Origin of the sequence: Pseudomonas sp. NPDC087626 (genome assembly GCF_044743405.1) — a bacterium.
Classification (GTDB): Bacteria; Pseudomonadota; Gammaproteobacteria; order Pseudomonadales; family Pseudomonadaceae; genus Aquipseudomonas.
Map to the genome: position 1 here is coordinate 1 of NZ_JBIUWJ010000040.1, position 19,890 is coordinate 19,890.

The 19,890-nt window shown below is 57.1% G+C and carries 17 protein-coding genes, 1 tRNA gene and 2 pseudogenes; 9 read left to right on the forward strand and 11 right to left on the reverse strand.

Annotation, left to right across the window (positions count from 1 at the left end):
- Positions 1–269: 269 nt before the first annotated feature.
- From ACIOVD_RS24725 to ACIOVD_RS24750, 6 genes are all read right to left on the reverse strand, one after another.
- Positions 270–1,598, reverse strand: a complete 1,329-nt coding sequence (locus tag ACIOVD_RS24725) for an OprD family porin (RefSeq protein WP_095165558.1) — start codon at positions 1,596–1,598, stop codon at positions 270–272.
- Between the two features lie 107 nt (positions 1,599–1,705).
- Positions 1,706–2,101, reverse strand: a complete 396-nt coding sequence (locus ACIOVD_RS24730) for a PPC domain-containing DNA-binding protein (RefSeq protein WP_095165560.1) — start codon at positions 2,099–2,101, stop codon at positions 1,706–1,708.
- Positions 2,098–2,649, reverse strand: a complete 552-nt coding sequence (locus ACIOVD_RS24735) for a hypothetical protein (RefSeq protein ID WP_401130752.1) — start codon at positions 2,647–2,649, stop codon at positions 2,098–2,100. The genes ACIOVD_RS24730 and ACIOVD_RS24735 overlap by 4 nt, the downstream gene beginning before the upstream one ends.
- Positions 2,649–4,226: an acyl-CoA synthetase gene (locus ACIOVD_RS24740; protein WP_401130754.1), complete on the reverse strand. Its 1,578-nt coding sequence runs from the start codon at positions 4,224–4,226 to the stop codon at positions 2,649–2,651. Before ACIOVD_RS24740 ends, ACIOVD_RS24735 begins: the two co-directional genes overlap by 1 nt.
- Positions 4,223–5,392 carry an acetyl-CoA acetyltransferase gene (locus tag ACIOVD_RS24745; protein WP_095165566.1) on the reverse strand — a complete coding sequence of 390 codons (1,170 nt, stop codon included), beginning with the start codon at positions 5,390–5,392 and terminating at the stop codon, positions 4,223–4,225. The genes ACIOVD_RS24740 and ACIOVD_RS24745 overlap by 4 nt, the downstream gene beginning before the upstream one ends.
- Positions 5,393–5,600: 208 nt before the next feature.
- Entirely contained in the window at positions 5,601–6,509 is a 909-nt protein-coding gene (locus ACIOVD_RS24750) for a LysR family transcriptional regulator (protein ID WP_095165568.1), read from the reverse strand.
- Positions 6,510–6,661: 152 nt separating this feature from the next.
- On the opposite strand from ACIOVD_RS24750, the gene ACIOVD_RS24755 reads away from it, so the two are divergent.
- The 5 genes from ACIOVD_RS24755 to ACIOVD_RS24775 all read left to right on the forward strand — a co-directional run bounded on the left by ACIOVD_RS24755 (position 6,662) and on the right by ACIOVD_RS24775 (position 11,923).
- Complete coding sequence (locus ACIOVD_RS24755) at positions 6,662–7,732, forward strand: sigma-54-dependent Fis family transcriptional regulator (protein ID WP_401130757.1); 1,071 nt, start codon at positions 6,662–6,664, stop codon at positions 7,730–7,732.
- Between the two features lie 88 nt (positions 7,733–7,820).
- Positions 7,821–8,603: an SDR family NAD(P)-dependent oxidoreductase gene (locus ACIOVD_RS24760; protein WP_320332718.1), complete on the forward strand. Its 783-nt coding sequence runs from the start codon at positions 7,821–7,823 to the stop codon at positions 8,601–8,603.
- 1,059 nt (positions 8,604–9,662) lie between these two features.
- Positions 9,663–10,691: a hypothetical protein gene (locus tag ACIOVD_RS24765; RefSeq protein WP_401130759.1), complete on the forward strand. Its 1,029-nt coding sequence runs from the start codon at positions 9,663–9,665 to the stop codon at positions 10,689–10,691.
- Positions 10,660–11,046, forward strand: a complete 387-nt coding sequence (locus ACIOVD_RS24770; RefSeq protein ID WP_401130761.1) for a hypothetical protein — start codon at positions 10,660–10,662, stop codon at positions 11,044–11,046. Before ACIOVD_RS24765 ends, ACIOVD_RS24770 begins: the two co-directional genes overlap by 32 nt.
- Positions 11,033–11,923: a hypothetical protein gene (locus ACIOVD_RS24775; RefSeq protein WP_401130763.1), complete on the forward strand. Its 891-nt coding sequence runs from the start codon at positions 11,033–11,035 to the stop codon at positions 11,921–11,923. The genes ACIOVD_RS24770 and ACIOVD_RS24775 overlap by 14 nt, the downstream gene beginning before the upstream one ends.
- Positions 11,924–12,093: 170 nt before the next feature.
- Here the strand turns inward: ACIOVD_RS24775 and ACIOVD_RS24780 are convergent.
- From ACIOVD_RS24780 to ACIOVD_RS24790, 3 genes and pseudogenes are all read right to left on the reverse strand, one after another.
- Positions 12,094–12,423 (reverse strand): annotated as a pseudogene (locus ACIOVD_RS24780) (Presumed portal vertex protein); the annotation flags it as partial.
- Between the two features lie 284 nt (positions 12,424–12,707).
- Positions 12,708–14,036, reverse strand: a complete 1,329-nt coding sequence (locus ACIOVD_RS24785) for a HEPN domain-containing protein (RefSeq protein ID WP_401130765.1) — start codon at positions 14,034–14,036, stop codon at positions 12,708–12,710.
- 142 nt (positions 14,037–14,178) lie between these two features.
- Positions 14,179–14,958 (reverse strand): annotated as a pseudogene (locus ACIOVD_RS24790) (phage portal protein); the annotation flags it as partial.
- Between ACIOVD_RS24790 and ACIOVD_RS24795 the strand changes: the two are divergent.
- Positions 14,956–15,885 (forward strand): tyrosine-type recombinase/integrase, encoded by a 930-nt coding sequence (locus ACIOVD_RS24795; protein ID WP_401130767.1) that lies wholly within the window; start codon positions 14,956–14,958, stop codon positions 15,883–15,885. The pseudogene ACIOVD_RS24790 and the gene ACIOVD_RS24795 overlap by 3 nt on opposite strands.
- A gap of 160 nt (positions 15,886–16,045) precedes the next feature.
- Here the strand turns inward: ACIOVD_RS24795 and ACIOVD_RS24800 are convergent.
- A tRNA-Ser gene (locus tag ACIOVD_RS24800) sits at positions 16,046–16,135 on the reverse strand.
- Positions 16,136–16,443: 308 nt separating this feature from the next.
- On the opposite strand from ACIOVD_RS24800, the gene ACIOVD_RS24805 reads away from it, so the two are divergent.
- The 3 genes from ACIOVD_RS24805 to ACIOVD_RS24815 all read left to right on the forward strand — a co-directional run bounded on the left by ACIOVD_RS24805 (position 16,444) and on the right by ACIOVD_RS24815 (position 19,317).
- Positions 16,444–17,133, forward strand: a complete 690-nt coding sequence (locus ACIOVD_RS24805) for a crotonase/enoyl-CoA hydratase family protein (RefSeq protein WP_095165585.1) — start codon at positions 16,444–16,446, stop codon at positions 17,131–17,133.
- A gap of 384 nt (positions 17,134–17,517) precedes the next feature.
- The gene (locus ACIOVD_RS24810; RefSeq protein WP_159997166.1) at positions 17,518–18,240 is read left to right on the forward strand and encodes a 1-acylglycerol-3-phosphate O-acyltransferase; all 723 of its coding nucleotides are present in this window, start codon (positions 17,518–17,520) and stop codon (positions 18,238–18,240) included.
- Between the two features lie 105 nt (positions 18,241–18,345).
- Complete coding sequence (locus tag ACIOVD_RS24815; RefSeq protein ID WP_095165592.1) at positions 18,346–19,317, forward strand: magnesium and cobalt transport protein CorA; 972 nt, start codon at positions 18,346–18,348, stop codon at positions 19,315–19,317.
- A gap of 21 nt (positions 19,318–19,338) precedes the next feature.
- Here the strand turns inward: ACIOVD_RS24815 and ACIOVD_RS24820 are convergent, their stop codons facing one another.
- A complete protein-coding gene (locus ACIOVD_RS24820) occupies positions 19,339–19,869 on the reverse strand; it encodes a sigma-70 family RNA polymerase sigma factor (protein WP_256585398.1) in 531 nt (176 codons plus the stop codon).
- Positions 19,870–19,890 lie beyond the last annotated feature (21 nt).

Consider the following 19,890-nt stretch of genomic DNA (forward strand, 5'->3'; position numbering starts at 1 on the left):
GTAACCCGGCAGGACGCCGGGTTAGCCGCCCCGCGCCATGGATGGCGCGTGGCGGCGGCCCACGGATTCAAGCCGGAGTGAGGGAACACCGAGCCCAAGCGAGGTGCCGAGTGGTGGGGTAAGAGCGTTTTGCTTACTTTTGCGCTGTTCAAAAGTGAGCCGCTGTAAAAGCGGAACCATAGGCGGCCGTTACCGAAGAAATGGATCTGCAGGGCCGCCAACCCTGCCGCCAACGGACAAGGGGCCCTGTTCAAGCGACCCCCACGGGATCAGAACAACGCCAGGGTGTAATTGACCGACACGCGGTTCTGGTCCTGGGAATACTCGCTGGGCACACCGCTGCGCATCGTGCCGTTACGCCAGCTGAACCCGACGCCCTTGAAGGTGCCGCTCTGCACCACGTAATCCAGCGCCAGGTCACGCTCCCACTCTTTCTCGTCGGACCCGCTCGCCATGCGGATATGGGTGCCCTTGAGGTAAGTGACCGACGCCACCAGCCCTGGCACACCCAAGGAGGCGAAGTTGTAGCCGTATTGGCCGAAAGCCGTGCGCTCGCCGGCCCGGGTGAAGCTGGTGATCAGGCGGTCGGTGAACAGGTAGATACTGCTGCCGGCCGCACCTTCGTTGGTATTGCCTTGGTTGGCCTGGACAAAATTGCCGCTGTCGGAGACGTTCTGGTAACCGAGCAGGAAGGAGTTGCCACCCAGGGCGTAGGTGAACATCGCGCTCCAGGTGTCGTTGTCGATTTTGCCGGGGGTGTCCCCCAGGCCACTGACCCGGTACCCGGCAGCCCGACCCGAGGCCGTGTCGTTGCGGCCATCGGCGTCGGTCTTGAAGTAACGCAGGTCGGTGGTCAGCGACTGGCCTTCACCCAAAGGCAGCACATGCACCAGGCCGCCGAAATGCTGCACGTAGTAGTCTTCCAACTGGGCTGCGTAGTATTGCAGGGTCAGTTGTTTGCTCAGCTTGTAGTCGGCGCCGGCAAACAGGAACTCATTGCTTTGCTGGGTGCCACCAGCAACCGCGAGCCCCGAACTGTTGGTCGAACCACGGCCAGTCGCGTGTTCCAGGCGACCACCGAGCAGGGTCAGGTTGTCCACTTCCTTGGAGGTGATCATGCCGCCCTCGAAGGTTTGCGGCAGCACGCGACCATCGTTGGCCACCAGGATCGGCAACTTCGGCTGCAGGGTTCCGTAGCGGGCCTCGGTCTGGGAAAAACGCACCTTGCCGGTCAGGCCCAGTCGGCTCCAATCGTCCACGGCGCTGCCATCGCTCTCATCCGGAATCATCGAGCTGCCACGGTGATTGCCTTTACCGCCATCCAGGCGCACCCCCTGCAAACCCAGCGCGTCGACACCAAAGCCGACGGTGCCGTCGGTGAAGCCGGACTTGTAATCGAGAAAGAAGCCCTGCGCCCATTCGGCGGTCTTGCTTTGCCCGGCGGGACCGGCGCGATCGCGGTAGTCGTTGTTGAAGTAGTAGTTGCGAAACCCCAGGGTGGCCTTGCCGTCCTTGATGAAGTCAGCGTGGGCCAGGGGTGACAGGAGCACCCCGCTGGTGGCGAGCAAAGACAGGCGAACGAAAGGATTTATTGTCATTTTTGTTTCTCCTAATGGGTGCGGTCGACAATCCGGGGCGCGGGGCATGAAAGGGCCCCCGGCACCTGGCTTCGACTTTCTTGTTATGGCTATGGCGGATGAAAGCGTCAGTCGGGCAGCCACTCTTGCAGCGTCAGTTCGACCGTGATGAAGGTGAGGTTTTTGCCGCGTTCCAGGCGGCCGGCGTACAGCTTGCCATCGGCATCGGCAACCACCGCCTGCAGGCGACTTGCACCGTTGAGGATTTCGCCGCTGACGCTAAGGATTTCCACCCCAGGTCCCGGGACGTGGATCTGGATCATGCCCTCGCGACCCAGGTAGCTGAGTTGCCCGTCAATCAGGCTGCCCAAGCCACCGCGAACCACCGCCAAATCAATGCCGTGCTCTTTGCACAGGGCCTCGGCGCTGTCGATAAGGTCTTCGTTGGGCTTGAGGCGGGCGATCACCAGACGGCCCAGGCGGCCGTCCTGGACCAGCGATTCTTCGGTTACGGCAACGCTCATGACAGCTCCTTGCGGACAGGATGCAGCAGGTTGAAATGGGTTTCTGCGTCAGGCTGTACCTGGTAGGCAACCTGGTCGAACAGGCACAGGCGAATCGTCAGTGGCTCGCTGCCGACAATCAGTTTGTCCAGCACCAGATGCCCGCCGTGCTGCTCGCCATCGCGGTCCAGGAAACCGGCATGGCAATGCAACAACGGCGCGCCCCGGGCGTCGCGCCCCACGGTGATGGCGCCGCTGATAAAGGTGATGTAGCCGTCCAGGACCACCGGCTGGCCGTAGTCATACGGACGCTCGGGCTGGTCGGTGACGATCATCCGGTGATAGCTCAGGTGTGCGGCACCGCCACACAGGATGCGCCCCACGGCGCTGCCGTAACGCCGACCTTCAAGCGCCTTGAGCACGCCTGCCGCGACGTTGCTCGCCAGGGGCAGGACGATGCGCAGCTCTTCGCAGCACGGTACTTCCAGGTCCAGCAGTCGCGGTGCCAGGGACGGCCCCTCATGAATAAACGTGCGTACTCCGGCACGCTCAGCGAAATGCGGCGCCATCAGGCCACCTCCTGCCGTTCTTCGAGCAACGCGCGGATCTGCTTCTTGACGATCTTGCCGTAGCCTGACTTGGGCATTTCCTCCCAGCGGACAAAACGTTTGGGCCATTTGTAGCGGGCGATTCGCGGCTCCAGATGGGCCAGCAGTTGTTCGTCGCTGACCTCGCCGGTGGTGACGATCACGGCATAGCCGGACTCGCCCCACTTCACGTCGGGCATACCCAGTACGGCGGCTTCGGTCACCGCCGGATGGCTGAGCAGGGCCTCTTCGATCTCCCGCGGGTACACGTTGGAACCACCGGAAATGTACATATCCGAAGCCCGCCCGGTGATGAACAGATAGCCGTGTTCATCCACATGACCAAGGTCGCCGGTGTGGAACCAGCCGAACTTGAAACAGCTCTCGTTGGCCTGGGGGTTGTTGTAGTAGCCGCTGAACACCGCCGGTCCGCGCACGCAGATTTCACCGTCGACTCCCGTGTCCAGTTCGTTGCCGGCGTCATCGAGAATCGCCACCTGCATGCCGGTGCGCGGGTAGCCGCAGCTACCGACCTTGGCATTCGGCGAGTCCTCGTTGTCGTGGCAATCGGCAGGCAGCACGGTGATGTTGCCCGTCACTTCACCCAGGCCGTAGTACTGCACCAGGACCTTGCCCAACTTGTCCAGGGCATGGCGCTGGTCGGCGCGATACATCGGCGCGCCCGCGTAGATCAGGTGGCGCAGGCTGCTGTGGTCGTAGCGGTCGACGGCCTCGCTTTCGGTGAGCATCTTGACGATGGTCGGCACGGTGAACAGGTTGTCCACGCGGTATTCCTGCACCAGGCGCCAGGCTTCGTCGCAGTCCAGTTTGTCGCTGGCCGGCAGGATGCAGGCAGCGCCCCGAGCGACGTTGACCAACGCATGGATGCCCGCGCCGTGGGACAGCGGGGCCAGGACCAGCGAACGCGAATGCTGATTCAGGCCCGGCATCAGGTCGGCGATATGGTTGGTGATGACAAACGCCATCTGGCCGTGGGTCAGCACCCCGGCCTTGGGATGGCCAGTGGTGCCCGAGGTGTAGAAGAACCACAGCGGGTCGTGGTACTTCACTTCGGCCGCACGGAAGCTGGCCTGCAGCGCGCTGCCCTCCTCCAGCAATTGCTCGTAGCCCAGTTCGCCGGCACGCGGCTGACCGATGGCGATGACCTGTTGCAGGCTCGGCGATGCCGCACGCACGGCGTCGACATAATGCTCCAGGCCTTCGTCATACAGCATCGCTACCGCGCCGCTGGAGCTGCCCAGGTAGGCCGCTTCCGCCGGGGTGATCCGCACGTTGGTCGGCACCCACACGGCGCCAAGGCGGAACGCGACCCAGGCACTCTCGAACAGCGGCAGGTTGTTGCGCGAATGCACCAGCAGCTTGTCGCCTTTACGCAGGCCGCGCGCGCGCAAGGCCGCAGCAACACTGTCGACCCGCCGGGAAATTTCTTGCCAGGAATGCTCACGACCGTCACGAATGAAACCCGGTGCATCCGGATAGCGACGCGCGACCTGGTTGAGCATTTCCCCCAGATTCATCACGTTGTCGATGCCCATCATTGCGCGCGCTCCAGAATGCTCACGTAGTTGGTCACAGCCGCGCCGCCCATGTTGAAGACGCCGGCGCGATCGGCCTTGGGCAACTGCATGTCGCCGGCCTGGCCGCAGAGCTGCATGGCCGCCATCACGTGCATCGACACGCCGGTGGCACCGATGGGATGGCCCTTGGACTTGAGGCCGCCCGAGGGGTTGATCGGCAGGCGCCCGTCCTTGCGGCTGATGCCCTCGGCGATGACGCGCGCACCTTGACCCCGTTCGGCCAGGCCCATGGCTTCGTACTCCAGCAATTCGGCGATGGTGAAGCAGTCGTGAGTCTCGACCAGCGACAGGTCGGCCAGGCTCAGCTCGGCCCGCTGCAGGGCCTGTTGCCAGGCGCGGGCGGCGCCTTCGAAGTAGGTGGGGTCGCGCTTGGACAGCGGCATGTAGTCGTTGACTTGCACCGCAGCACGGAAGCGCACGGCATGGCGGCGCTCACCTATCAGGTCCTCGCGGCTGATCACCAGGGCGGCCGCGCCATCGGTGATCAACGAGCAGTCGGTGCGTTTCAGTGGCCCGGCCACGAACGGGTTTTTTTCCGATGGCTGACGGCAGAATTCATAACCGAAATCCCGACGCATGTGGGCGTACGGGTTGAGCACACCGTTGGCGTGGTTCTTGGCCGCAATCATCGCCAGCGCATCGGACTGGTCGCCGTAACGCTCGAAGTAGCTGTGGGCGATGTTGCCGAACACCCCGGCAAAGCCGCCCTCGATGTCGGCTTCTTCCTTGGCGTAGCAGCACTTGAGCAGGATCTTGCCCACCTCGGCGGTGGGCAGGGTATTCATCTTCTCGAAGCCCACTACCAGTGCGTGTTGGCTTTGGCCACTGAGGACGGCTTGCAGCGCCGAGTGGATCGCAGCGGAGCCGGTGGCACAGGCATTCTCCAGCCGAACCGAGGGCGTGAAGCGCAGCGCCTCAATGTGGTTGGCCAACAGGGACGAGGGAAAGTCCTGATACACAAAGCCGGCATTGAAGTGGCCAATGTGGATGGAGTCGATCTGCTGTGGCGCGATGTCGGCATGCGCCAATGCGCCAACGGCGGCCTCGGCCATCATCATCTCGGGATCGAGTTGGTCGAACTTACCGAATGGGGAGTGATACCAGCCTGTGATAACGGGCGATCGCATAAGGGGTTCCTTGCATGAATGGTGTTTGCAAGGGCGATAGCAAGAGCGGTGCCAAGGCTTGGCAAGGCCTGCGCAGGCCTTATGGAACGGGGCTTTGCGCGATAGAGGTCAGGCCCAGGCAGCTGTCGCCCGGGGCTGGGCGGGAGACACTCCGGGAGACAGGTGTCGCTTCAGTTGTATCGTCTGGGCCAGCCGATTTGTCCGCAGCTCACCCCGCTTGCGCCTCGCGAGTCACTTGCAGGCAAGCGTGCTCTGCGCTGTCGATGAAGGTGGCGATGCAGGGGTTGTGATTATCGGCCTTCCACACCGCGACCACCTCGATGACCGGGGCATCGCGCAACGGTTTGAAGGTGGTGGTGGCCAGGCGCATGTTGCACATCGAGCGCGGCACGATCGCGATTCCCAAGCCTTCGCCCACCAGGTTGACGATGGTTTGCTGCATGTTGATTTCCAGCCCGATGTTCGGGGTGACACCGTGCTGCAGGCAGTAGTTGAAGATCATGTCGTGCAAGGCGGGAGCGATCCGTCGGGGCACGATGATGAAGGTTTCTCCGGCCAACTCCCGTGGGTCGATCAGCGCCTGCTCGAGGAGCCGATGGCCCGGCGGCAGGACCACGGTCATTTCTTCGCGAAACAGGGTCACGGTTTCCAGCCCGGAGCAGTCCTGCGGGCGGTACATGATCGCCACGTCCTTGTTGCCGCTGCTGATGTCCTGGGCCAGGTCCAGGGGCAAGGTCTCGGTGAGTTTCAGGCTGACCTGGGGAAACTGCGCAGCGTAGCGCCGGGTAATCGCCGGCGTAACGCTGTAGGCCGTCGACATCATGAACCCCACCGACAACTCGCCCGCCGCCCCCCGCGCTGCGGCCAAGGCATTGCGCTTGGCCTGCTCGAACGCGGCAAACACCGTGCCGGTGTCCAGGTAAAAACGCTGGCCGGCTTCGGTGAGTTCGACCCGTCGCCGGGAACGATCAAACAGCCTGACCCCCAGTTCGTCTTCCAGCAAGGCGATCTGCCGTGACAGCGGCGGCTGCGAGATATGCAGGCGTTCGGCGGCACGACCGAAGTGCAGGGTTTCTGCCAGGGTGCGGAAATATTGCAGATGGCGGAGCTCAATCATGATGCTCTCAAAGGTATCAATAGATGATTTATTATGGATTGGAAAATATAAGTGTGCCTCGTTATTGTCATTCAACGCCATATCGACGGCTGCATCACAAGTGCGGTGAGTCGACATAGTCACGAGCTATACAATAATAAAAGGTGACGCTGATGCCTTCTGTACACGAAAACCCTTCGTTTACCCGAGCCCACACAACCTCCGCCTACCCTGAATGCGATATTGCCCACGACTCCGACCCCTACGTGCGCCAGGCCTTTCGCCGTGCACTGCGGCTCATGGAGCGCGGCATCGCGGTGCTGATCCAGGGCGAGACCGGGACTGGCAAAGAGGTCCTCGCCCGTGCACTGCACGAGCACAGTCAGCGCCACGCCGCGCAACTGGTCGCCCTCAACTGCGCCTCAATCCCCGAAACCCTGATCGAAAGCGAACTGTTCGGCTATGCCCGCGGTGCTTTCTCCGGTGCCCTGCCCGGCGGCAAGAAAGGCAAAGTGGCCCAGGCCGACGGCGGCACCTTGTTTCTTGATGAAATCGGCGACATGCCCTTCGAACAGCAGACCCGCCTACTGCGGGTCATCGCCGAACGCGAGATCACCCCGCTGGGTGCCGAACGCAGCGTGCCAGTGAACTTCGCCTTGATCTGCGCGACCCACCAATCACTGTCCGACCTGGTGGAAAACGGCCGCTTTCGCGAAGACTTGTTCTATCGCATTGCTACCGGCGTGGTGCAATTGCCGCCCCTGCGTGAGCGCACTGATCGGGCCGAACTGGTGTGCAGCATGGTCGCCAACGAATTGCCCGGTTGCGACCCACGCCAGGTGATCAGTGCCGATGTCTGGCCCCTGCTGCTCGGCCATGCGTGGCCCGGCAACCTGCGGCAGATGCGCGCGGTTATCCGCTACGCCTGCGCGGTCAAGGAAGGCGCGCGCATCCAGCGCTGTGACCTGCCCGCTGACTTCCTCGCCCAAGCCGGTGGTCAGCCTGGGCTGCCGGTCCGCGCCCAGGTGCAGAACGTCACGCCGATTCGCCCGAGCAGGCCCACCGCCGCCCCAGTGGGTGAGCGCGAGGACGTCCTCGGCGTGCTCATCGACTGCCGCTGGAACATGACCGCGGCGGCTCGCGCGCTAGGCATCTGCCGACCCTCGCTGTATCGCGTCCTGCGGCGGCTGGACATCGCGCCGCTGAAGAACCAGTTAGCGCTGGGCAGCTTCGCCCCTTCCTGACGGTTTACCCCCTGCTGTCCATCGAAAAGCCGGCCACTTCCCGTGTATCGGGAAGGCCGACCTGCGTCCAGATCAAGGAATAACAATAATGAATGCCTCAGCCAATTTTGCGCCGATCAGTTTTTCTCTCAAGGGCCGTAACGCACTGGTGACCGGCGCCGCACGCGGCATCGGCTATGCCATCGCCGTGGCCCTGGGCCAATGCGGCGCGCGGGTCGCCATCTGCGACCTCGACCACGACGCCGCAGAACGAGCCGCCGCCCAGCTCGGTGAATTGGGCATTGAGGCCATCGGCCTGGGCGTCGACGTTGCCGATGAGCAACAGGTGCAGGCAATGGTCAGCCAGGTGGGCCTGGCGTTGGGCAGCATCGACATCCTGGTCAACAATGCCGGCATCGTCTCGACCTTGCCCCTGCTAGAAGTCAGCGCGGCAGAATGGAAACGCGTCATGGCAATCGACCTCAACAGCGTTTTCTACTGCGCCAAAGCCGTACTCCCCGGCATGATGGCCCGTCGCTGCGGACGCATCATCAACATCGCCTCCGTCGCCGGCAAACGCGGCGGCGGCCTGCTGGGCAACAGTTGTTATGCCGCCGCCAAAGGCGGCGTAATCGCCCTGACCAAGGGCCTGGCCCGCGAGGCCGGCCCCTTCAACATCACCGCCAACGCCGTCTCCCCCGCCCTGACCGAAACCGACATGACCAGCACCCTGAGCACCGAAGCACGGGCCAAAGTACTGGCAGACATGCCACTGGGACGCGCCGGAACCCCCCGCGACATCGCCGCCGCCGTGTGCTTCCTGGCATCGGATGCGGCGAGTTTTGTTACTGGGGAAATTATGGATGTGGATGGGGGGTATATGCGCGATTAGGAGAAGGCCTGCTCGCACTGCCATGGTGTTGCGCTATTGCTTTTTTCCAGACGCCAGAAACCACAAACCCCCGACTTCCTCTAGGAAAATCGGGGGTTTGTGTTTGTAGAATGTGGCGGTGAAGGAGAGATTCGAAAGCGCCCGCGCCCTGTTTTTCTCGTCGACCCCCACGGTTTACAAGGGCTGCAGAGCATCCGTCTGCGCAAAAGTGTTCCCATGGCGTTCCCATGGATGTGAGCGGCGAGAACGAAATCCCCGCCCCCATATGGGGTTTGGTGATTTTGGGGAAAGGCATCGGAAAAAGGTAAGGAAGGTAAGACCAAATGGAGGATCAGCTACAGCCCTTTGTTTTCAAGGCTTTCAGACGAAAACGGGAAGGTAATATCAAAGTAATAAGTAAGTAATGTAATTACTATTCTTTAAGGTAATACCCTATAGAGCTACACCCCTTATAAATCAATGACTTACAAAAACATTACCTAGTGAGTTACTAAAAATAACTTGTTCAAGTAATCAGTGAGACCCAATGAATACGGGGCTTTCAGGCTCTTTACCGACCCCATATTTCCTAATTACTTTTTCCCGACGCCGTTCCTGAAAATACCCTCAGCCCGTTCTCATACCTCTCATCAATCACCCCACCCTTGCAGGGTTCTGCAGGGTTTCAATGCGCTCAGAATGCCAACCAAGCGCCCAGCGTGAGCCGCCGTGACCAGGTCGCAGGCTTGCAGAAAAAACGACCCATTTAGCCCGCAGGCGAGGTGGGGGGATGACGGCGCGCGCCGGGGTGACAACACAGAGAGCGCACCTTTTTGGTGCGAACCTCAGTAGGAATGATTTTCAATGGCCTGCGGGTAGCCAATGATCGAGATATGACACATCGCCATCACAAAAGATTGTGTGGAATCGTGTGGCAGTAGAGAATGCTGGCACAAGGATGTGGGCAGTGCGTCCCGGAGCTCACTCACCGTGACCCTAGGCTGTCTGTACCCCCATTCTTGGAGAGGCTTCGATTTGAGCGAGGCTATTGAATGACGGGTAACCAACAGGGGACAGGAATTGCTTAGCCAGGTCGAAAAAGAACGTGCCGAATCTATATTTGAACTTCTGAAGGCAGCGACTACTCAGCAGGTAGTCAAAGATTTTCTTAAAGATAAAGGCGTTCATCACAGCGCAACAAACTGGGAACATATGTATGACTCCCGAGTACTGCCAGCGCTGGAAAATAAAAAGCTTGCATTAGCCGACCTAGAGTCTTTACTCCGCGATGTAGAGGAGCATGGCCGCCAGCATATTTTTCTTTTCCGATGCAAGCCTGCTGACGCCCCTCAAATGCTCTCAGAAAATCGCTTAACGCAAATTGCTAAAGCAGAGGGACTGGCCCGCCTATTGGCACAGCCTGCATACGTCAACATGCCAGATGAACCGGAAATAGTAGACATCAGGATCATAAGGGCTCCTAACGGAAATGGCGTATTAGGGCTCACCATTAAGATTGTTGAATGCCGGGAAAGCAGCAAGCTTGTAGACGACGACTTTGATCAGCACACAGGTCGAAGAACTAAAGTTTGGGAAGTTACAAAAAAACGAGCGGTAAGTGTCGCACACCTCAGCCACGAAGGTCTTTTGGAAATCCGCGTTTCCTCGCGAGAGAACTCTACCAAATATCACGAGCAGGTCTCTGAACTTATTAGACTGATAAACAAATTCATTCCAATAAACTCATTTGAACCAGTATCACTCGGAAAATCAAAAGCAACTTTACATGAGAAAAAAGATGATTTCGCAGGTGTAATTCGCTACACCAGCACAACGGCAACTAATGACATGGGTATATCGATGAACTTATCGGCCGCCAACATGTCGAATAACCTCATGCAGAACGACGGCTCTTCCGGCGCAATGAGAGAGTTCCTTGCTAAAAAAGGTTATGTGACGGGAAGCAATATTTGGTTTATAATGCCAGATGATGCCACCCGGGAAGTTCACGTAATACTAAACGGGGAAGTTCACGAGTTTGCAGTTACGGCAGCCTGCTCACCAAGAGATTATTCATATGTTCTCGGAAAAATTCTCTCCCTTAATTAAAGCCTTCCCACAAGAGGCTGATGCGTTAAGAAGATTGGCGAACCACTTCGCAGATATCGAGCGCGAGGAGGGTGAGAATGTGCTGCAGGTAATTATGCCTCCTGGTCGACTCTATGACATCTCCCAGGCAGGAAGCACTGCCCACTTTGCGAAGGTCACTACCATCCTTGTTGAGTCCGGCCTCTTTGAGCGTAAAGTCATAGTGCGCTCGCCAGGAGGCCCTGCGATTCATGAGTATGATAACTGGTTCGATTGTCCACTTGAGGTATACGACCCAGTTCGCGATGTGACGATGGAAGTAACCGATAGTGATTTAGAAACGCTGTACCGCGTGGCGAAACATGGACAAAACTAACATAATCGAGTTAGTAAGAGTATTGTGGGATGGAACAGCCGCTTCCAAAAGAAGAAAAGTATTCCGGGAGGTTCAAAAGAACATACCCGAAGAATCGCGCATACTATTCCAAGAGTTGGCGTCTCACTACTTTAATGGTGCTACCGACACTAAAGAGTCTCGCATCCTTATTTTGGTGCATGGCATTCACACCAACGGCTCATGGCAACAAGATGTGCAGGAGCAGATGATTGGAGTTCCATACCTCCGTGTGCAGGAACTAGGCTACGACTTAGTGACTGGCTTTCACTTTGCCTTATTTTCAAGGTCAGGACCGATAAAGAAAATTCTTGCCGATATAAACACAATAAAGCGCGAGGAACCGCTAGCTAAAATCTCGGTCATTGCACACAGCTTTGGCACTTACATCATTTCCAAAATACTTGAAAATAATCCAGACATTAGATTTGAGAAAATAATTACTTGTGGCTCTGTCATCTCTCGAAACTACAATTGGACAAAGCATGCTCCATTTGCTCACAGCACCGACATTATCAATGATGTTGGTGTTAGAGATGTATGGCCAGTCATAGCCAACTGCGTGACGCTTGGGTACGGCTCCTCCGGAAATCAAGGATTTAGAACTGCATCCGCCACTGACCGTTACTTCAACTATGGTCATAGCGACTTCTTTGAGCCCCAACATGATCATATACTTAAATATTGGCGACCAATATTTGAAGATCAGACGATTCCGAAATCGGAGATAAAACTACCAAAGGCAAGTGTTCCTTTACTTTGGTTTTGCCATTCCAAAAAAGGTAAGGCGATACCATTTGCATTGTATGCAGCAGCCATAATTGGAACGCTTTGGGGTTTAGCGAAGTTAATCTTTTGATGACTCGGACCGCTACTCCAGACTACCTTCAGTGTTACTGAGCAAATCAGCGGCCGGCCGTACCTGGATGTGGTCATTGGAATAACTCCGGACGAATTCAATATTTCCATCTGAATCAATTACATCACCTTCTACGAATCCCCCGAAACTCGCAGAAGGCGGTGGTGACTCTAGCATTCCTTCCCAAGCTCAAAAGGCTTGAAGCTGACAACCTCCTCGCCAAGCCAGTCGTTCACCTGGGCCAACCGCGCCTGCAACGGCTCCAGTTCGTTGACCGCCCAAACTTCAGCGGCCTCTCGTAACGAACCAAAGCCACCAGCGTTCTGCGGCACGATGCCCATCAACTGCGGAGGAATACGCAGCGCCGCGAGCAAGTCGTCGAGACTGATGTTCTTGATTGAGCTGAATTCATCCTTGGCAGCCACCTCACTCACCGGAATCAGCTGGATTCCATCCTTCTTCCCGGCCGGTGCGCAGACAAACAAGTTGCGGAAGTTGCCCAGCCAAAAAACTAACAGGCCTAGAACTTTAACCCTCGCCCACCAGTGTAGAACACTCACATACAACTACTAAACAATTAAAGATTTGAGACTCACTAGCTCTGCAGTACGACGAGGATTTGGCTATATCAATATCAAAAGTTCACGAAAAGCAGAGCGGGGAAAATAAACTTCGCTCTGCTTCACCACTTCAAATCATAAAGAATAAAGCAGCTACGCTCTCTTCATCCCCAGCCATCACTCCCGCATACACCCACACAACAAACAAAGCGAAAGATTTGCAACTACAACATAGGACAAAACTTATCTTGATAATTCTGAATCAACTCCGACTCAACACCTATTTCACTTAGCATATAACCGACAATTGTTAACTCTAAGCATTGAGATAACAAAATCAGGTCCTCCATGGGCATGGCTTTTATTAAAGTCTTTGGACGACCCACATGAGCAATTTCATTTCGCACATTGGAGATCCCTACACCAACATCGTGCTCTCCAAATCTTCCTAAGACATCCTTTACCACCTCTAGAATTTTTCTCGTCCCATACCTTACCAATGGATATTCATACTTCTTGTCTTTAATTTTATCATCATAGCTAATAGCTTCAAACTGGGTGGCAAAAAGCACCAATTCCCCGTGCAACGAATGCACCTCTCTATATCCTGTCTCATTCTGTATACTGGAAACCATTGTCGAGAAACGATCAGGCGAGCGCATCCACTCCGCAATCAAAGAAGCCAAGTCCACCTTTTTGTTAGTTATTGGCAAATGATAGTGCGAGGTTTGTTGCGAGCTAAGCGCTACTGTTTTAGCACTCAAGCTAGTAGAAGGATAAAATTTAACAAATCGTACGTTCTCATCCGCCCCCCCTATCCTCTTCACTATCTGTATGCTTTCCGGGTGAACGGGGCTATATATTAGAACCGCAAACAGATCCGCCAAATTACTAATATACTCAAATACTTTATTGTAATCAGCCCCACCATCCATTTTTAGTGAAATACGATACTCAATATCCTTTTTCAACATAAAGGTTGAGTTTGGATTTTTTTCTTTAATTTCAGCAAATGCAGATTGAAGCTCTGCAAGCGCTTGCTTGTCCCAACTATATATCTGCTTCGTAATATCGTCATGCAGAGATCCGAAACGAGCATTATTTGTAACCTGGATCTCGCCAAAGCTCGACTTTATTGTTACCAGTGGCTTTTCAGAGTACTTAACCAGCTCTTTAAATCCTTTGGGGAAAAAGAACTCCTGAAGATTCGTCAGAGAAAAATTCACATCATAAAAAAGCTCACCCTCACTTATAAAATCACCTAATAAAAGACACGCAAACCCTACTTTCCCTGATCTCATAACCAAGCCATCCTTGAAACTTATCGCCGAATCCTCAGTCGAAAATTCTCCAAGCAGGGTACACTTTTCGCCGGTTTCAAGAACGCCATGAACTACACATGAAACCAAAGGCATTTCTCTTGATGCAATCCAATACTCTAAGACAACACCCTCATCTGGGGCATAGTCAATCCTGCCATAAAACCTTTGTTCAAAATCGTCGTTAGTGAAGAACTCACCAATCCATTGTTTACTTTCAAAAAGTTCAAGCACATCACTTCTCCCGTCGGGCATCACATGATTCGACACCGGCCAAAATACGGGTGTTAATTTACAGCCATCACCCCGTACTAATCGAGTGCGTTCGTGTGATTTAGCTTCTGCCAAATTTTCAGATCCAAATGCACAACTCAGGCTACTGCGCAGGTGGACTTGATGCCTCCCCGGCGATTTCGTAGGGTTTGAACCGGATTACCTCCTCCCCCACCCAGTCATTCAGCTGCAGCATCCGCGTCTGAATGGGTTCCAGTTCGTTCGCCGCATAGATCTGCGCCGCCTCCCTAATCGATCCAAAGCCCCCAGCGTTCTGTGGCACGATGCCCATCAGTTGCGGTGGTATCCGCAGGCTGGCCAGCACATCGTCCCGCGTCTGATTCTTGATCGAGTTGAATTCATCCTTTGCCGCCACCTCGCTGACCGGGATTAGCTGAATTCCGTCTTTCTTGCCGGTCGGCGAGTAAACAAACAGGTTGCGAAAATTTCCTGGTCCCTTGGAATCCTTGAGCGCCTTGCGCAGCGCGTCGATGTCAGTCTCTGTCTGCGCGGCGTCGGTCATGTACAAGATGAAGCCAGCATGACTGCCGTTTTCGTAGTACTTGCGCCGGAATAGGGTCGCGGACTCATTGAGCAACGCCGACTGCAAGGCGCTGATCCACTCCGGCAGTCCGTAAATCTCCTGGTGCAGATCCGCCTCGCGCAGGTGAAAGACGCTACCCGGGTCAAAGGCATGCTCATTTTTGAAGCCTTGCACTTGGTAAAACCGGCCGTCTGGTCCAGCACGCATGTACTTCGCCAGCGGCGGTACCAATTGTCGCGTACTGCCAAGCACCGAGCGTCGGCGCTCCAGATAGCCATTGCCCAGGCACAACGAGTCTAGGGCGAACTGTTCAAACGCGGCGCGGGACAACATCGGGTGACGATCAAGAGCAACAGCGTCGCCGCGACCTCTTTTCGAGGATACAAGAACAAGGCCGAGGTCCATGTGCGGCCGCGCTGGGGTGACATTCAGATAGAGCTGATCGACCACCTGGACCTGCAAGAGTGGATCCAGGGGCCGCTTTCGAAAAGGCTCAAGAACAAGACTATTCGCGACATCATCAGCAATGTCCGTCAGGTGTTTAGGCTCTACCGCACCCGTAAAAAGGTCGCACACGACCCTACTGAGGGGTTATTCGTTCGTCTTCCCGATCCCGAAGCCCCCGACCCGTTCACCCGGGCGGAAATCAAACAGATCCTCGAAACGCCGACCCATCGCACTCAGGAGCTGCTGATGGTGCAATTCATGATTTGGGCAGGGCCGCGAGTTTCCGAGACCATTGCGTTGGCCTGGGAAGACGTCGACTTGAAGCTGGGAACAGTGACTTTCCGCCGATCTAAGGTTCGCGGTGCCTACCGCGTAACGAAAACTCGACGCTCGACACGTAAGGTGCGGCTGCTGGAACCCGCGTGGGACGCGCTGCGTAAGCTGGACGCGATCAACCAGCACAAGAGAGTTGAAACCGTCGATATCGTCGAGCGGGACAACAAGACGATCCGCAAGCACAAGCTGCACTTTGTTTTCCTGAACACCAAGAGCGGCTTACCCCACGTCAGTGACTTTGTCGTGAGGGACAGGTTCTTCAAAGCTCATTTGAATACGGCCGGTGTTCGCTATCGCGGGCCTGGTCAGTGCCGCCACACCTACGCCAGCCAGTTGCTGACCACAGGCGTAGCCTCAGTTGACTGGATCGCCGAGCAGATGGGCCACACCAGCGCGAACATGATTCGCCAGCACTACGGTACGTGGATCAACGAGGACGGCCCGGACGTCATCGGCATACTGCAGCACGCACTGAATCTGTAGCCACCAGGTGGTGCTGAAACTCCCCTAAATCGGGGCACAACGCAGACAGAACAGCAGCCCGTATTCCCATGGATGTTCCCATATGGGCCTTTTTTGACCCTTTGAAAACACAAAACCCCTGAAAACTTTAACGTTTTCAGGGGTTTAGTCGTTTCAAATTTGGCGGTGAAGGAGAGATTCGAACTCTCGATACAGTTTCCTGTATACACACTTTCCAGGCGTGCTCCTTAAGCCACTCGGACACTTCACCGTATCTCTTCAAACAAGTTCTGTCTGTCGAGGCGCGCTAATGTAGTCGAAAGCTTTTCTGATGGCAAACATTTTTTTCAGAATTTTCATGCGCTTAAGAGATTTGTTCGGGCGCGCGGTTTTGTGGGTAGGGCAAACCGGCCATTCTCCGGCCCGGGCCGCGCTTCTATATAGAGGGGAATGCCGGGCGGCCGTGGCCGGCCATGCCGGGCGGAGCCGGTTTGGCTGACTGGCCGGTCAGTCATGGCGCTTTACCTGGCCGACGGCCATGGGTAACGTCTGCTGCACTTCAATACAAGGAATAGCGTCATGAGTGAGTTGATTTCCTACCACCTCGAAGACGGTATCGCGACCCTGACCTTGAGCAATGGCAAGGTCAATGCCATCTCCCCGGACGTGATCGCCGCGTTTAATGCTGCGCTGGACCAGGCTGTGACGGATCGGGCGGTGGTGATCATCACCGGCCAGCCGGGCATTCTCTCCGGTGGTTATGACCTGAAGGTGATGACGGCGGGTCCCAAGGAAGCCGTGAGCCTGGTGACTGCCGGTTCTACCCTCGCCCGCCGCCTGCTGGCCCACCCGTTCCCGGTGATCGTCGCGTGCCCTGGGCATGCGGTGGCCAAGGGCGCGTTCATTCTGTTGTCGGCTGACTACCGGATCGGGGTCGAGGGGCCGTTCAGCATTGGCTTGAATGAAGTGCAGATCGGCATGACCATGCACCACGCCGGCATCGAGCTGGCCCGTGATCGCCTGCGCAAGTCGGCGTTCCACCGTTCGGTGATCAATGGAGAGATGTTCGACCCGCAAGGCGCGGTGGATGCCGGCTTCCTCGATAAGGTGGTAGCGGCCGAGGAGCTGCAAAGTGCTGCACTGGCGGCGGCCCGTCAGTTGAAGAAGATCAACATGACTGCCCACAAGAACACCAAGCTCAAGGTTCGCAAGGGCTTGCTGGATGCGCTGGACAGCGCAATCGTCCAGGACCAGGCTCACCTGGTTTAAGGTCAGGGCCTGCGCTTGCTTGCGATGAACTTAAAAACAACGCGTTTGTTCTGCCAGCATGCGTAATCGTTGACGTCCATCGCGAGCAAGCCGCAAGCGGGCACTCGCTCCTACAGTAAATCTGGCGGTCCGCAAATTTTGCGTACGGCCAGCAAACCTGTGGGAGCGGGCGTTCGATCGTACAAAGTGCGGCGTTGTCGCCAAGCATTGGGGTTTTTCCTACATCGGCAACCGAAAAGCGCTTAAACGCTCTAGCCCGCATCCATCAGCAGATGTTGGAAACATGCGCTTAAACATCGGCCATCTCCTACCTATATAGCGGCAATTGCCGAAAACAGTGCACATCCGTACACTGCGCCACCTTTTGCTCCGGTGGGCCTGTAGATGCTGTATCTGTTTCGTATGTTGTTGATGGGCCTGCATTTTGTTTTGGCGGGTGTGCTGGGTGTGTTGCTTGGGCTGTGCCGGCCGTTCAATCCGGATAACAGCCGGTTGTGCGCCCGCCTCTATGCCTGGCCGGCGATGTGCATCCTGCGCCTGCGGGTCAAGACCGACGTCGACTCGCTGACCCACAAAAAGCAAAGCTGCGTGGTGATTGCCAACCACCAGTCCAACTACGACTTGTTTGTGCTCGGCAACGTGGTGCCCCACCGCACCGTGTGCATCGGCAAGAAGAGCCTGAAATGGGTGCCGCTGTTCGGGCAACTGTTCTGGCTGGCCGGCAATGTGCTGATCGACCGCGGTAATGCCCACAAGGCCCGCCAGTCGATGCTCACCACCACCCATACCTTGCAGCACAAAGACACCTCGATCTGGGTGTTCCCCGAGGGCACGCGCAACCTGGGCAAGGAATTGCTGCCGTTCAAGAAGGGCGCGTTCCAGATGGCGATTGCCGCCGGCGTGCCGATCGTGCAGGTGTGCGTCAGCAACTACATCAACCACATGCGCCTCAATCGCTGGAACAGCGGCCAGATCCTGATCCGCTCGCTGCCGCCGATCCCTACCGCTGGCCTGACCCTGGATGACATGCCGCAACTGATCGCGCAATGCCGCGAGCAGATGCGTGAATGCATCGAGGCCATGGACCACCAACTGCAAGCCGCCTGAGCGCCGGACGCGCGCTCCGGTTTACCCTCGCCCCGACCTCCACAAGCAGGCTAAGCTGCACCCTGCTTGTCACTGCCATCGGCGAAGAAGAAGTGAATCGGAATTATGGGTAGAGTCGTTGCGGCCGCGGTCTACAGCGCCGGCAAGAAAGTCACCAATATCACCCTGGATGAAGGCGCGGCCTGGGCGGCAAAACCCGGCCACTTCGTCTGGATCGGCCTCGAAGAGCCGAGTGCGCTGGAGCTGGCCAACCTGCAACGCCAGTTCAACCTGCACGAACTGGCCATCGAAGACGCCCTGGAAAAACATAGCCGGCCCAAGCTCGAGACCTTCGGTGACGCGCTGTTTATCGTGACTTACTCACCAGTGCGCGAGAACGGCGTGCTGGAGTTCATCGAGACTCACATCTTTGCCGGCACGGGCTACATCATCACCTGCCGTAACGGCCACTCGGCCTCCTATGCTCATGTGCGCCAGCGCTGTGAGGCGCGCCCGCTGCTGCTGGAGCATGGCGAAGATTTCGTGCTGTATGCCCTGCTCGACTTCGTGATTGAAAACTACCAGCCGGTGGGCGAAGCGATTCACGGCGAAATCGACGCGCTGGAACACAACGTGCTGAACAGCGCCCTGAACGAGCGCGATATCCAGAACCTGCATGGCCTGCGTCGCGACGTGTTGCGCCTGCGTCGCTACGCCGCGCCTATGGTGGAGATCAGCGAAGAGCTGCAGAAACTCAAGTTTCCGTTTATCGACAAGAACATGCGCCCCTACTTTCGGGACGTGCAGATTCATGTCACGCGGCAAATGGAAGACCTCACCACCCTGCGCGACATTGCCAGCCAGACCATCGAGATCGGGGTGCTGCTGGAGGCGTCACGGCAAAGCGTGGTGCAACGCAAGTTCGCCGCCTGGGCGGCGATCCTGGCGTTTCCGACAGCGGTGGCGGGGATCTACGGAATGAACTTCCAGAACATGCCGGAGCTGACCTGGCACTACGGCTATTTCGCGGTGCTGGGGTTTATCAGCGTGGGTTGCGTCGCGCTGTGGGGCAGCTTTAAACGCTCGGGGTGGTTGTAGCCTGCAGCGAGCGACAACCGCTCAAACCGCATCCCATTGGCGCATGCGCAAGCGGCAATGTTTCATGGCATTGACGATGTGCTTCTCCACCAGGCTGCGGGAAATGCCCAGGTGCTCGGCAATCTCGGGGTGGGACATGCCTTCGAGCTTGCGCAACAGGAAACTCTCGCGGCACAGCGGCGGCAGTTCCGCCAGGGCGCGCTGCAACAGCTCCATGCGCTGCGCTTGCGCGAGACTGTTCTGCGGGGACGGGCTATGGAAGCGCTCTTCGCTGTCGAGCACTTCCAGCGGTTCGGCCGCGCGCGCAACATTGCGCCGATGACCATCGATCACCAGGTTCAGGGCAGTGCGATAGAGGAAGGCGCGTGGCTGTTCGATCGGCGTGTCGCTGGCGCGTTCCAGCACCCTCACGTAGGCGTCATGCACCGCATCTTCGGCCACCTGGCGGTTGCCCAGCTTGGCGTTGAGGAAACGCACCAGCTCGCGATAGTAGTTTTCCAACGTGACTCCCGACCGCTTTGATGAACGGTACCTGTCCTTGAACCTGGCCAACGCCTGAGGAAAACGATGGCG